At 50.4% G+C, this 14,328-nt stretch carries 9 protein-coding genes; 2 read left to right on the top strand and 7 right to left on the bottom strand.

All coding sequences use genetic code 11. From position 1 onward, the window contains the following. Window positions 1-29 precede the first annotated feature (29 nt). Window positions 30-944, bottom strand: a complete 915-nt coding sequence (locus FFM82_RS01515) for an NADP-dependent oxidoreductase (RefSeq protein ID WP_137644106.1) — start codon at window positions 942-944, stop codon at window positions 30-32. Window positions 945-1,125: 181 nt separating this feature from the next. Next, window positions 1,126-2,523, bottom strand: coding sequence for a Na+/H+ antiporter NhaC (nhaC, locus tag FFM82_RS01510; RefSeq protein WP_137644105.1), 1,398 nt, complete (start codon window positions 2,521-2,523; stop codon window positions 1,126-1,128). Window positions 2,524-2,964: 441 nt separating this feature from the next. On the opposite strand from nhaC, the gene FFM82_RS01505 reads away from it, so the two are divergent. Then, on the top strand, window positions 2,965-4,644 hold the full coding sequence (locus FFM82_RS01505) for a glycoside hydrolase family 13 protein (protein WP_137644104.1): 1,680 nt from the start codon (window positions 2,965-2,967) through the stop codon (window positions 4,642-4,644). A gap of 118 nt (window positions 4,645-4,762) precedes the next feature. On the opposite strand, the gene FFM82_RS01500 is transcribed toward FFM82_RS01505, so the two are convergent. Continuing rightward, window positions 4,763-5,668 carry a LysR family transcriptional regulator gene (locus FFM82_RS01500; RefSeq protein ID WP_137644103.1) on the bottom strand — a complete coding sequence of 302 codons (906 nt, stop codon included), beginning with the start codon at window positions 5,666-5,668 and terminating at the stop codon, window positions 4,763-4,765. Window positions 5,669-6,822: 1,154 nt separating this feature from the next. Between FFM82_RS01500 and FFM82_RS01495 the strand changes: the two genes are divergently transcribed. Next, window positions 6,823-9,423 carry an MSCRAMM family protein gene (locus FFM82_RS01495; RefSeq protein ID WP_137644102.1) on the top strand — a complete coding sequence of 867 codons (2,601 nt, stop codon included), beginning with the start codon at window positions 6,823-6,825 and terminating at the stop codon, window positions 9,421-9,423. A gap of 278 nt (window positions 9,424-9,701) precedes the next feature. Here FFM82_RS01495 and FFM82_RS01490 read toward each other — a convergent pair whose 3' ends face one another. The 4 genes from FFM82_RS01490 to FFM82_RS01475 form a co-directional block, all read right to left on the bottom strand. Continuing rightward, entirely contained in the window at window positions 9,702-10,544 is an 843-nt protein-coding gene (locus FFM82_RS01490) for a helix-turn-helix domain-containing protein (RefSeq protein ID WP_137644101.1), read from the bottom strand. Window positions 10,545-10,686: 142 nt separating this feature from the next. After that, window positions 10,687-11,124: a GNAT family N-acetyltransferase gene (locus tag FFM82_RS01485; RefSeq protein ID WP_137644100.1), complete on the bottom strand. Its 438-nt coding sequence runs from the start codon at window positions 11,122-11,124 to the stop codon at window positions 10,687-10,689. Window positions 11,125-11,296: 172 nt separating this feature from the next. After that, window positions 11,297-12,961, bottom strand: a complete 1,665-nt coding sequence (locus FFM82_RS01480; protein WP_137644099.1) for a peptide ABC transporter substrate-binding protein — start codon at window positions 12,959-12,961, stop codon at window positions 11,297-11,299. Between the two features lie 183 nt (window positions 12,962-13,144). Beyond that, the gene (locus FFM82_RS01475; protein WP_137644098.1) at window positions 13,145-14,314 is read right to left on the bottom strand and encodes a 3-phosphoglycerate dehydrogenase family protein; all 1,170 of its coding nucleotides are present in this window, start codon (window positions 14,312-14,314) and stop codon (window positions 13,145-13,147) included. Between the last annotated feature and the right edge of the window lie 14 nt (window positions 14,315-14,328).

Below are 14,328 nucleotides of genomic sequence, written 5' to 3'. Positions count from 1 at the left end.
AACGAACGGGATTGCCGTTTTTAGTTTGGTTATTTCGCGACGACCAGCTGGCCATCGTGGGGCGCGTCTAACAGCGTGTGGCCCTGGATAAAGCCGTTTAGGGTAAACGGCAACTGCTGGGCAATGGCGACGGTCAACTGACCGGTCCGTAGTAGTTTAAAGAGCATCTGTAGCGTCGCCTGGTCGGAAATGACGTTGGTCGGGTGAATCGACTGGAAACGAATCGACTTACTGGTGGCCGGTAAGCTCGGCGCAAACGACGCGATGGTCGCGTCGAACTTGGCCACGGCTAGGTTGTCCTTGCCGTGTTCGCCCTGGCGCGTTAAGTCGATGACCACGTCACCCTGATCGGCGAGGACGTGGTTCGGGTTTTGGCGGTCGGGGGCCACGACCTGGTGAACCCCGAGTGCCGTTAAGCGGTCGCTAAAGCGGTTCGGCGCGATGGCGATGACCTGCGCACCTAACCGTTGTGCGAGTTGAACCGCCAACATGCCGATCGAATTTTCAGCACCGCGAATGATTACCGTTTGGTCACGCTGCACGTCCGCAAAGTAGCGGACCGTTTTATAAGCAATGATCCCTGGTGTGACCAGGCTGACCGCCTGGGCGGGCGTTAAATCGGTTGGGACGGTTACGGCTAGGTCACTATCCAGTAACACCTGTTCGGCGTAAGTGTGCTGAGTGTGCGCGGCAATCACCGTGCCGACTTCAAAACCGGTGACCGCTGGCCCGATTTCGATGATCTGACCCACCACGTCGTGTCCCGGTATCAACGGTAACGCGAGTTGGGTGTTAGTTCCCAAGCGTTCGTTGCGGTCTTCGTCGTTTAAATTAACCGCCAACGTTTCAATTAAAATCTGGTTGCCAGTTGGCTTCAACCCCGGTTGTGCCATCGCTTCAAAAACTGCGGGTCCCCCAAATTTACGATAACCAAAAGCAAGCATTTCAATCCCCCTCCTAGGCCTTGATCCGCTGATCAAAACCCTAGCTCCAATTAAATCAGTTAATCTTCTGAACGGTCGGGCCGTCCATGCGTGCTTTTATTTTAGTGGGGGAGCCGTTGAAAGTACAAGTAGGAACGATTATCGGCGACCTTATGTTTAGTGAATAATAAATGGAGTGTTTTTAGTTGCCAGCGGGTGCTTGGCGTTTTAATCCCCAGCCGGTAAAGCCGCTGATAATTGAGAAGATTGGTGATGACAGGCTGAAGAAACAAAATGGCAGGTAGGCTAGTGTGGAAACGCCCAGCGTGTTGGCCGCAAACGCCCCGGCGACGCCCCAAGGAATCAGGTAGTTGATGACCGTCCCGCCGTCTTCCAGCACCCGACTAAGTGCTAGGTTTGCAAGGCCGCGCTGGTTAAAGGTCGGCTTGAAGGCCTTACCGGGTAAAATGACGGAAAGGTACTGTTCCCCAACGAAGATGTTGACGCCAATGCCGGCTAAAATCGTGGCCGTCACGGTGGCGCCCGCGCCGTTTAACCGCTTTGCGAGTGGCACCATTGCCGTTTGAATCAAGTTGAATTTCATTAACAGGCCCCCGAGTGCCAGCGTTAGTAAAATCAGTGAGACGGTCCCCATCATGGCACTGATCCCCCCGCGGGACAGGAGGGCGTCCACGCTGGCGTTGCCGGTTTTGGCCACAAAGCCGCTTTCAATCATCGTCGCGATTTTGGCGATTTGAATGTGCGGCTGTTGAAGCACTAACATCCCGATGGCTAAGCCGATGTTTAACAGCAGGGTCGGAATTGCCGGAATCTTCATAAAGGCGCAGGCGAACATCAGGGCAAGCGGGAGGGCTGCCCACCAGCTGATTGAAAAGTTCTGGTTGAGGGCGGTCAGGGTCGACTGAATTTTCCCCAGGTGACTGGTGGTGGCCGCACCGTTGCCGAGGATCGTGTAGCCAATTAGTGAAACAATGAAGGCCGGAATCGTTGACCACATTAAGTTGCGAATGTGACTGAAAAGGTCGCTTTCCGCAATGGCGGCCGCCAAGTTGGTTGAATCGGACAACGGTGAAGTTTTATCGCCAAAAATGGCGCCGGAAATAATCGCACCGGCTATCAAAGCGGGGTTGATGCCCATGGTCGTGCCGATTCCGAAGAGGGCGATCCCAATCGTGGAAACGATCGTAAAGGCGCTCCCAATTGACGTACCGATAATGGCGCAAACTAAGAAGACCGAGGGCACAAACCAGCGGGCAGAAATTAAATGGAACCCAAAAACCATCATTGACGGAATGATTCCGGCGGCAATCCAGACACTGATCAACGCACCGATTAAAATAAAAATGAAAATCGGAATAATCCCGGTTTTAATGCCATCGGTAATCCCACCGTGAATGGTGTCCCAACTGGCGCCGCGCAGGTGGGCCCACAGGATGACTAACGCAATGACTAGAATGACCGGGGTCTGCGGTGACAGACCGAATTTGATGACCGCAATGCCCATGATTGCTAACATAACGAACAAAATCGTGAGGGCTTCCGGTAGTTGGACCGGTCGCCAAGTTGCTGACTTTTTCATGATTAAACGCTCCTTTAATTGAGTATAAAAAAATCGTCCCCGTTGTCGATTTGACAACAGGGACGATTGATTAGACCGTGGTACCACCCAGATTGCGCGTTAAAAGTGCGCCTCTCACTAGCAGTTAACGGGTCTAGTTATTATCCGCCGGGTGACCCCGGACACGTCCTACTGTATTTCAGCGTGCTTAGCCTGATCGGTTCGCAGCAACCACCGACTTTCTGACACCCAGCTAATCCGTTACTTGGGGTAGGACCCTTCGTTCGTTTATATGAATACGTGTGATGATAGCACGCCACCCGCTATTCGTCAACCGGAACTGGTTTCTGAAATGGTTGGTATCCCCCTAGTCGTTGAGGAGGCGCCATGCTAAAATGAAGGTGATTGAAATCGGTAACACTATTAATATTTAGTTAGGTTAAAGAAAGGCAGTGATGACTTGTGACAACTTCGACGCAGTGGTGGCAATCCGCCGTTGTTTATCAAATTTATCCGCGGTCGTTTCAAGATTCGAATGGTGACGGCATCGGTGACTTACCTGGGATTACCCAGCGCTTGGATTACGTCAAACAACTGGGAGTCGACGTTATCTGGTTGAACCCGATCTACCGGTCGCCGGGCGTTGATAACGGCTACGACATTAGTGATTATTATGATATTGATCCAAAATTCGGCACCATGGCTGACTTTGACGCACTGTTAACGGCGGCACACGCTAAGGGCTTAAAGCTAATGATGGACATCGTCGTTAACCATTCGTCGGATCAAAACGCGTGGTTTAAAGAAAGTGCCAGCAGTCGCGACAATCCGTACGCCGACTACTATATTTGGCGTGATCCGGTCGACGGCCACGCGCCGACGAATTGGGGCGCGCTGTTTGGCGGTTCGGCGTGGGAGTACGTGGCGAGCCGGCAGCAGTATTACCTACATTCGTTTGCCGTGGAACAGCCCGACTTGAATTGGGAAAGCCCGCGGTTGCGGCAAGCGGTCTACGACATGATGAACTTCTGGGTGGACCGGGGCGTAGACGGTTTCCGCTTAGACGTCATTAATTCGATTTCAAAACCGACCGTCTTCGTGGATGGTCCGGTCGCTGACGGCGAGCCGTACGCGTCGATTGGCGCCATCGAAGCTAACGGTCCGCGACTACACGAATTCTTGCAGGAAATGTACGCCCAGGTCTTTGCCGGGCGGGCGTTGATGACGGTTGGCGAAACTCCGGGGGCTAGCGTAGCGGATGCTCAGCAGTTGGCCGGCCGTAACAGTCACGAGTTGAACATGGTCTTTCAATTTGAACACGTCAGTTTGGATGGTAATCCCGACCCACGCTTTGGTAAGTGGAACGACCAGCCGGTGCAATTAGTAACCTTAAAGCACAGCTTGTCGAAGTGGCAGACCGGTTTACACGACCAGGCGTGGAACAGTTTATATTGGAATAACCATGATCAGCCGCGGATTGTCTCCCGTTTTGGCGATGACCGCCCGGCTTACCGGACCCGTTCCGCGAAAATGTTGGCCACCTTGTTACACTTTATGCAGGGAACGCCCTTTATTTATCAAGGTGAGGAGCTGGGGATGACCAATGCTCACTTCACCCGCTTGGATGATTACCGGGACTTGGAGTCGCTTAACGCCTATCACCACTACGTTGAGGTGGAAGGTGCGACCGATTCGGCAACGATGCTCGCCTACTTGGCCCATACGTCACGCGACAACGCTCGTACGCCGATGCAGTGGCAAGACGCGCCACACGCCGGCTTTACCACTGGAACGCCGTGGCTGGCCGTAAACCCCAATTATCCGCGGATCAACGCGCAGCGGGCGCAAACCACGCCGGGCTCAGTTTATCACTACTACCAACGGCTAGTGGCGTTACGCCACCGGCTACCGTTGATTCGAACCGGACGGTATCACCTGCTGATGCCGGACGACCAGTCAGTTTACGCCTATACGCGTCGTGACGGGCACCAAACCTTACTGGTGATTTGCAACTTCACGGCTGAAACCCAGAGTCGGCATTTTGAGCAACGACCACCAGCCGCGCCGTTACTGATCAGCAATTACGATGATGATCAGGGCGACGTCTTGCGCGCTTACGAAGCCAAAGTTTATCTGTTTTAGGTGAAACGAAAAGCCGTGACCAAAGTCACGGCTTTTTTAACGCGTCCGGATCATAATAGTCGAAACGCGCATTCAAAGTTAGCTGGCCGACTTTGAATGCGCGCTTTATTACTATTGGTTAGTCTTCCGGCGTTGCCGGATCATTTTTAAAGGTTTTTTCGATAATGTCCATCACTTGCTTGAATAACCCGATTGGGAACTGGTGCGCCCGTCGGATCAAGTTAATGTGCACGCTTGGTAGTTGAACGTCGTCAATTGGAATTTCAACCAGGTCGTCATCGTTAGGCGTCGTAATGTCCGAGACGAACCCGAGCGCCAAGTTTTCCCGCACTAACCCGTTGATCAGGGTACTGCTGTCGGATTCAAAGAGGACTTGCGGCTTGATCGATAACTGTTCGGCGAGTTGGTGGAACACCAGCTTGTTCAGGTACGTCGCGTTTAAAATTACGAATGGGGACTTTAACGCTTCGGCAAAAGTTGGGTGGTCCATCTTCGTCAGCGGGTGGTCCGGACTGGCTAAGATTTTAAATTGGAACGGGCGTAACGGCGTGACCGCCAGCCGTTCGTCCAACGTTTGGTCAAGGTTCCCGCTGATGGCGAGGTCGAGTTGGCCACCTAAAACCTGCTTGACGAGCGAATTGGCACTCATTTCAACCGTGTGGATGCTACTAAGTAAGTCTTGTTCTAAAATCGGCTTGGTCAGGGCCGGTAAGTAATGTTCACTGACGGACGGTTCGATTCCCAGCCGCAACGTATGTTGGCGTAAGTGACTGATTGATTCGTTAACGTGTTGCCAGTTCGCGATGATGTCGTTAGCGGCCAGTAGTAGTTGCTGCCCACTCGGAGTTAGTACCAGTGCCTTGGTTTTGGCTTGCCGGAAGAACAGGGTGGTTTGAAAGTGCCGTTCGAGCCGCTTAATGGCCTGCGAAATAGTTGGCTGACTAACGTGAAAATCAGCCGCGGTTTGGGTATAGCTCTGGGTACTGATCAATCGTTGAAAATAGTATAAATCTTTAATATTCATGAAAAGTAGCCTCCATAAAATTATGAATGGTGCTTTAGCGATTCGAACCGCTAGTAAACAGGCTAGAACAAAGTAAAAATTCCAAAATAAAAGGGTCCCGGACTGATCGCGGACGGCCAGATAAAACGATTTGAAGTATTACTGATTATCATAGCGGTTATTTACGGGAACTGTCAAAGAAAATGGTTAAGCGCCTGAAACTATAAATGATAGTAATAGCTGAGCTTGCTTAATTGGTCTATCGGTTGTTGCCAGTGATTTTTCGGTTAACGGCCATTGGATTTAGTTATCAGTTAAGGGGTTGTTACAGTCAGATTGCTGCAGTTGCCTAGTAGCTGACAGTTCTTCCCGTTAATTTTAACCGAGTTAACGTTAATCCGAAAGTCCTGCGGCTAAGGTTAAAGGGCTTAATGGATAAACGTTGCTTATAGGCGTCATTGCTAAATTAAAGTGCTTAAATATTTAGACGGCTTGTTTCACCTATCAGGTTATAAAAAATAATTATCAGTTAAGGTGCTGTTGGATATCGGTTGATAAATGAAATATTGGTCTAGGTTAGCGTGTAACGTTGAAAGCGGGCGCTTTTAAACGATTAACCGCTAATAATGGCACCAAAGATCAACCCCTTTAAGTTATAAGGTAAACGAATGCTAATAATGGTAAATTGTACCAGTACGTTAAAAATAATATAAAAAGCGCTAAATTGGCATAAATATAAGTTATTAGTTAAACGGTTGTTATAAATTGATCGTCACCATGGCGTCCCTTAACTAATTGAGTGGGGGGTTAACTAGGAAAGTACGGGTAAACAAACCATCGTTATAATTAATTATAATACTAAATCTAAATTAAATACCTAAAACAGCTAAATAAAGGCAAGTTAATTTGTTAACTATAATTATTTATAATACATAAATTCGAGCCAACCCCACCTACTACGCTAAAGCGGTGGGTGATTTTTAACGTTGGCGTCATTGTAATTGGGAGAACGCTTGCAAGTCAACAACCTTAAAAAATTGATTTCGTAAACCAATGTCCCTGTTTATTAATAAAATTATGTTTTTATACGTAATTAGCGCAAGGTAGCTTATAATTAAAGGGGATAATCATTTGCTTGTCATTTGGTTATAAAACTCTTGGAGGGAGGGAATTAAATGCAACGCAAACACTTAACGACCTGGTTAGCCGGGACGGCAACGTTATTAACGATGTTGGTCACGACTAATGTTCACGTCCACGCTGCGACCGATACGCCGGCGCAAGCGGACGCGGACGTCGTGACCACCAGTTCTAAGGCTGCAAAACCAGCTAAGCAAGTCACGTTAAAATCGTCTGCCGCGTCAACTAAGGCGGCACCGTCAGCTAGTCAAACGCCGGTTACGACACCGACCCCGGCAGCGGTAACGACAACGAGTAGTGCCGATACGACGGCCAACGAAAGTCAGTCGGACGTTACTGATCAACAGCAATCCGCTAAGCGGCGGGTCAGTGCCAAGACCAAAGCAACGACGGCAACGACGGCGAACCACCAAACGACGACGCAGATGTACGATGCGGTGACAACTAGTCACGACTCGCCAGCGGGGGATGACACTGACGCGTCGAGCGATGCTGCCACCCAGCCAAAACGGACGGTCAAACAAGCGGTCGTTGTGAATGGCATTGGTGCTGAAGATGCCGTTTTGACCAGTACCGATGGTCAAACAACGTACGATGCGAGCGATTCGCTAAGTCGCTACGTTTCTTACAAGGCGACTTATAACTGGTCGATTCCGGATGGTGAAAAGATTAATCCTGGTGATACGGCAACGTTGACGTTACCAGCCAACGTCTTGTCGACCGGCGGAACTGAGACGCTCATGAAGGATGGCCAACCGGTAGCCACGTTGAAAATGACCAACGGGACAACGACCGGGACGCTAACCTTTGGTGATTACTTTGCAACGCATGATTACGATAAACGTAACGGGTCCTTCGCAATTTACGTGACCGGCACCGATAACGATGCGAGTGATAGTACCGCTAAAATCAATAAAGTCGGTTGGGCGGACGCTAATTCGACTGACGAAGATGGTGTTCCTTCGCGCCTGTACTGGCAAGTTGTTGCTAACATTGGCAGTGAACATTGGCAAAACGTTGAGATTGTTGATCAACTGGGATTGTACCAGACGCATGATAGCGACCTGACGCTTGAAAGTGGTCACTACGTCGACGGTGCCTTTCAAAAAGAAACCACGTTGGGAACTTTTAATTTTGAGACCAACCAGTTTACGCCGGCTGCCGGGGGCGCTGCGGATAATATTCGTTTCACGCAAGCGGGTAATCAGCTGACCATTCATTTTGACGATATTACGACTGCAATTAATTTATTTTATTCAGTAACGGTTACCAAGGGTCACTTATACACGAACAATGCTGATGTGACCTATACACCGGACGGCACACCGTCTGATCCCGAAAACCCCGGGACGACCGAACCTGAAAATAAGCAGGCTAACGCGGCCTTAGGCTACGGTATTCAGGGGAGTTACGATGACCAACCGTACCAGTTAATCATTGTGAAGACCGGTGAAGACGACCAAGCGTTGGCGGACGCAACTTACCAGTTGTTAGATGCCAACGGCCAGCTACTCCGTGACGACTTGGTCACCGATGCGCAGGGCCGGATTTACGTTGACAATTTATCGGCAGGGACCTATACCATTAAGGAAACGGCTGCGCCGGCCGGGTACTTACTCGATCCGCAGTCGCATCAGGTGGTCGTTGATGCTGCTAACGCTACCGATGCCCGGGTTACGTTACCGGTCGCCGATGCGAAAATTGCGCGGACCCAAGTGAACGTGGTTAAAGTTTGGCAAAACGTTCCGGCCAGCGTGACGCGGCCCGACGTGGTCGTCACGTTACAACGGGATGGTCAAGCCGTCCAAACGTTAACTTTGACGGCGGCCAACCAGTACCGCGGCGCGTTTACGGATTTAGCGGTCAGTGACGCCAACGGGACGACTTACCGTTACACGGTGGTGGAAACGCCACTGGATGGGTACGTTGCGACCCAAACCACGACCGGCGATACGGTTACTTTGACTAATACTTACCAGTTAGCATCGCTGACTATTCAAAAGGTTGACCAGGCGAACCAACAACCGTTGGTCGGCGCAACCTTTAAGGTCACTGATGTCACGGGTAAGGTCGTTGCAACCTTAACGACTGATCAAAACGGCCGTGCCCAGCTTAGCGGTTTGGCGCAAGGCGAATACACCATTCAAGAAACGGTCGCGCCAGACGGCTATGCGTTGAATGCGACGTCGTGGCCAGTTACGTTGAGCCCGTACACCACTTACGATGCGTTAGTTACGGTGTCGGATACGGCTAAACCGGTTGATCCAACCGACCCGGTTGATCCAACTGATCCAGTTGATCCGACTGACCCGGTTGATCCAACTGATCCAGTTGACCCGACTGACCCAGTTGACCCAACTGATCCAGTTGACCCGACCACCCCGCAATTACCAGTAACGCAACCGAAGACGGATCCAGTTCAGTCACCGGTAACGAAACGGCCAGTGGCAACGCCGGTACCGACCAAGGTCAGTCAGCCGACGCAACCAACGGCCCCTAAACCCGTAACGGCTAGTGCTAGCCGGTTGCCGCAAACGAACGCGGCACTAACTAACGGCTGGTTAGTCGGATTCGGATTATTGTTAATGACGCTTCTCCTAGGCGCGGGTTACGGTTTACGCAAACGGTTATTATAGCTAAAAAAAACGAGTATTCATTAGACTAACTTCGTCTAGCGAATACGCGTTTATTTTTGACGTCATGATTAACGTTGATGACGTTCACGTTTGATTTTGACAGGTTGTGCAGCGGGGACCGAACTGCTGGCTGCGGCGCCAGCGAGTACGGCTAACCCGGCCGCGGTTAAAAGACCGGCTAGTAACATGGTCAAAACCTCCTTGATTGTTGGCAAACTCGTCTTTGATACTTGCAGTTTAGAGGATGGCCGAACGAAATGCAATTAATTGACCCAAGGTTAACGAGAACTTGAATAACTTGAGATTTTTTTAAGTAATTGACGGTTATTGTTGATTCTGGCGAACGCGCCAGCGTCGTTTAAATACTCCGCTGCTTGATCTGGGTCTTCAATCAGCTGGGATTGTAAGAACTTGATCCAAGCTGCGTAGTAGGTCACGTGGTACTGGGAACAAATCTTAATGCCGTAATCCAAAAGCTTGAGGGCTTGTTCCGACTGACCGATGCTGGCGTAGAAATTACCCGTGTAGTAAGCCAGATTGATGACCCGCCAAACGCTGGCCGTATTCTCAAGTGGTAAATCGGGCAGGGCGTGGCGGACCTTTTCAAAGTAGTACTGGGCCTTGTTGTTGTCTTCGTTGAATTGGTAGGCAATCCCGGTGCCACAATAAGCGAGTTGGGTATAAATCGTCGTGTGGGATTCATCCAGGTCGGTGATGATTTGGTCGAAATTGAACAACACATCACTGATCGGATGGTTCGTGAGTGCGGAAACGTACCCCTTTAAATAACAATATTGTAAGTTGGTCTCACGGTCGTGACGGGGTTTATCCGCAATTTTGGTAAGCAGCGTTTCGGCGTTGCGAAATTCGCTGGTAATCAAGTCAAATTCAACTTGCTCCAAAACCTTTAGAACGGCGGCATCAGCGACCCGCTCGGTTGGAAAAACGTCCTCTAATTGGAGGTTAAGCCGCTGGCAAAGTTGGGCGACAATCCGAATTGCGGGCGCCTTACCGTTATTTTCAAATTTACTAAGGGTCGCCTGGGTGCAGATTCCCTCGGCAAGCGCTTTTTGCGATAAGCCGAGAGCCTTTCGCCGGGCGATAAAAAGCTCGATGTTCAAGACGACACTTCCTTTTTTTTACGATCTAGAGCGGCCTTTTTTAACCGCTTTCACTATTAATTAAACATTAATAGTATAATCTTGTCAATATCTATACGTAATTGGAAATATTCTAAAATTATATGATGAAGAAAAATGCCGCCTAGTGGTGCCACCGCATCGTGTATTCCGGTTGGTTAGTTGGCTTATCGATGGCCTGGGCGTGCACCGTGAAGCCGCTGTGGTGGTAAAAGGCGACCGCGGTGCGGTTAGCCACGTAGACTGAGAGGCATAGTTTGGGTTTCCGTTGCTTAGCCGCGGTTAGTAGGGCGGTGCCGATACCGCGTTTACGGGCGTCTTCCCTAACGAAAATACCGGCGATGTAATCTTTTTGAAGGCCGAGAAAGCCGATAATGGTGGCGTGCGCATCACGGGCAACTAATAAATTGGCTTGTGGTAACGCCTGCCGAACTGCCGGCGCTTGTTTGCGCCAATAATCGGGTTTAATAAACGGGTGGCCGCTGATATTGCCGGTTAGCCAAATCGTCATTAGTTGATCGAGTTCGGCCGCGGTGGGGTGGGTCAATTCTTGAATTTGCATACATCTTTCCTTAATCGCAACGGCTGGTTTTCGGTTGCGGTGTGATTGGTGGACAGTAACTGCCACTAATTAGTTACGTGATTTAATGGTAGCATATTTTTTTAATGCCAAAAAATCAGGTCACCCACAACAATTGGTTGTAGGCGACCTGATTAATGGGTTTCAACACGGCCTATTTTGCCATGTAAGCACTCTTAAAGTTGTAGTTGATGCCGGCAGTGTTATAAACGAGCCCTTTCAACTTCGGGTTAACCATTTGGGCAATGACGTTTTGAGAAAGTGGCGCCACCCCTTGATCGGTCCCGATGGTTTGTTCAGCCTTAGCTAACGCAGCCCAGCGTGCTTTCGTGCTGGTGGTGCTGTTAGCCGTTTCGATGGCTTGGTCGAAGGTCGGGTTGTTCCACTTACCAAAGTTGTAGTCGTTATCCGAAGTCATGATGCCAAGGTCGGATACCGGGTCAGCGAAGTCGGCTTGCCATGCGGAGATGACGAGTTGGAAGTTCCCAGCTAATTCACGGGAAATCCGGGTCTTGTAAGGGACTGTGACACTCTTGACCTTTAAGCCTGGAAGTTCCTTTTCGAGTTGTCCCTGAACGTATTCGGAGAGGGCCTTCATTTGGTCGGTATCGTCGTGAGTCAACGTGACCGTTAAGGATTTCTTACCGAGTTCCTTAAGGCCAGTCTTCCAAAGCTGCTTAGCCTTAGTCGTATCCTGCGTAACCGAATCCTTGACCATCGTGCTAGTGGCGAAGTCCTTGCCCGTGGTTGGATCCTTGGCCAGGCCGGCGGTTACGAAGCCCTTAGGGGTAACGGAACCGTCACCTAAGACGTTGTTGACCAGTTGTTTACGGTTCAAAGTTAACGACATCGCCTTGCGGACGTTCTTGTTAGCGAGCGCCTTAACCTTCTTTTGATTGTATTCCAAGTAGTTCAAACGACTTGATTTACGGATGACCAGCTTGTTGTTATTCTTTTCGTTTTTAACTTGTTGACCGGATAGGACGGCGGCGTCCAACTTACCACTCTGGAAGAGGTTGAAGGCGGTCGTCGTGGACTTAACCACTTGGTCGTTGATCTTAGTCAGGTAAACGTGCTTCTTATCCCAGTATGAGGAGTTCCGAACTAAACTCCAGGTCGAGTTGGTGCCCTTCCAACCGGTCATCTTGAACGGCCCGTTGTAAACCATCTTGCTGGCACTAGTCCCGTAATCCTTGCCGTACTTTTCAACGGCGTGTTGGTTTTGTGGGAAGAAGACCACGAAGCCCATCAGTAATTTAAAGTACTGCATTGGTTTTTCCAAGGTAACGGTCAGCTTATACTTACCATCGGCTTTGATACCCAAGGTTGATGGCTTGGCCTTACCCTTCGTGATTTTATCAGCGTTTTTAATGCCGGAATAGAGGTAGGCGTATTGGGACGCGGTCTTCGGGTTGACCGTCCGGCGCCAGCCATAAACGAAGTCTTGCGCCGTTACCTTATCGCCGTTACTCCACTTTGCATTTTTACGCAGGGTGAACGTGTAGGTCTTCTTACCCTTAGAAACCTTGGTGCTCGTGGCAATCCCCGGGGTTGCCTTACTATTCTTACCGAGGCGATAAAGCCCTTCCTGCGAGTTACTGATCATGGTCCCGCTGATGACGTCAGTTGCCTTGGATGGATCCAAGGTGGTGATGTCCTGGCCGTTTTCTGACCAGTTGAGGACCTGGGTCTTAGCCATGTTAGCTTTAGTATTCCCAGCATTGTTGGCGCTGGAGCTGGATTTACTACCACAACCGACTAGTAAACCGCTGGCCGCCACCGTGACCGCGGCTGCCGTTGCTAAAAATTTCCATTTCATTAGTATGTACCCCCTAATTCGATTGACCTATGTTTTAATACAAAAATGAGAATACATTAAAATTAAATTAAAATCAATAGCTATTTTTTAATTTATTGATTGCTTGACGACACAAAAAGCAAGCGCATCACTGACTGACGCGCTTGCTTAAAGTTAGAAAATTATTTTTGATTATTAAAATACCTATTTATGGGTAAGCAACCGAACCCGCGCAACCGCCGGAATAGCAGTTAGGGTTTTGATCAATTGCTGACTACTTTGGTGGTCGAGGTCGTCGACATCAATAATGGTGTAGGCCGTGCCCTGCTTAGCAGCGTTAGCCATGGTGGCGATGTTTAGGTTGGCTGCGGCAATTTTTTGGGTGATTTGGCTGACCATGTTCGGAACGTTGTCGTGAATGACCGTGAACCGGTAGGCGGCGTTGAACGGAACGGTCAGGTCCGGTAAGTTGATGGCCGCCTTGACATTGCCGGTTTCTAGATAGGTCATAATCGTGCGGGCGGCCTGGGTGGCGCCGTTCACTTCGGCTTCGATCGTTGAACCACCGATGTGTGGGGTGACCGTCACATCCTCACGGTTAGCGATTTGCGGTTCACCAAAGTCGGTGTAGTAGTGCCGGAGTTGTCCTTGATTTAGCGCATCAACCGCCGCGGCGTTATTGACGATGCCGATTCGCGAGTAGTTGAACAGGGTGGTACCGGCTGGCATGGCGGCAATTTCGGCGCTGCCAATCAGGTCGACGGTGTCGTCATTTTTAGGGACGTGGACGGTAACGTAATCGGCGTTTTTAACGGCGGCCGTTAAGGTTGCGGCGCGTTGGACCTGCTTGGAAATGTTCCAGGCGGCGTCCGCTGACAGGTACGGGTCGTAGCCGATAACGGTCATCCCGAGGTTGAGGGCGGCGTTGGCGACTAACGATCCCACGTGGCCCAGCCCAATGACGGCCAGCGTCTTACCGGCTAATTCAGTCCCGTTAAACTTGGTTTTATCGTGTTCTGTCCGTTGTGAAACGTCGGCTTCGGTGTGCTTAGCCGAATAGCTGGCGGCGGCCAGTAGGTTTCGGGACGAAATGACGAGCAGGGCGATGACCAGTTCCTTAACGGCGTTAGCGTTACTACCGGGGGTGTTGAAAACGGCGGTGCCGTTAACGGTGGCCCGTTCGATCGGCACGTTATTGACCCCGGCACCGGCGCGGGCGATGACTTTGAGTGACTTCGGTAGTGGTTGGTCGTGTAAGTTAACCGACCGAATTAGGTACGCATCGGCGTCGTCGGTTTGGTTTAACGTGTAGGCGGGTGTGAACTGGTCCAGTCCGGCCTGGGCAATGGCATTATAAGTTTTAATTTGATACATCGTAAAGTTCCTCC

Source organism: Lactiplantibacillus plajomi (assembly GCF_005405405.1).
GTDB classification, from domain to species: domain Bacteria; phylum Bacillota; class Bacilli; order Lactobacillales; family Lactobacillaceae; genus Lactiplantibacillus; species Lactiplantibacillus plajomi.
The sequence above is the reverse complement of the archived record's forward strand: the minus strand, read 5'-3'. Positions and strand labels throughout refer to the sequence as shown.

Excerpts from the sequence above, each read along its gene's own strand:
- FFM82_RS01495 (WP_137644102.1), top strand. The coding sequence starts at position 6,823 with ATGCAACGCAAACACTTAACGACCTGGTTAGCCGGGACGGCAACGTTA.
- nhaC (WP_137644105.1), bottom strand. The coding sequence starts at position 2,523 with ATGAAAAAGTCAGCAACTTGGCGACCGGTCCAACTACCGGAAGCCCTC.
- FFM82_RS01480 (WP_137644099.1), bottom strand. The coding sequence starts at position 12,961 with ATGAAATGGAAATTTTTAGCAACGGCAGCCGCGGTCACGGTGGCGGCC.
- FFM82_RS01475 (WP_137644098.1), bottom strand. The coding sequence starts at position 14,314 with ATGTATCAAATTAAAACTTATAATGCCATTGCCCAGGCCGGACTGGAC.
- FFM82_RS01485 (WP_137644100.1), bottom strand. The coding sequence starts at position 11,124 with ATGCAAATTCAAGAATTGACCCACCCCACCGCGGCCGAACTCGATCAA.
- FFM82_RS01515 (WP_137644106.1), bottom strand. The coding sequence starts at position 944 with ATGCTTGCTTTTGGTTATCGTAAATTTGGGGGACCCGCAGTTTTTGAA.
- FFM82_RS01500 (WP_137644103.1), bottom strand. The coding sequence starts at position 5,668 with ATGAATATTAAAGATTTATACTATTTTCAACGATTGATCAGTACCCAG.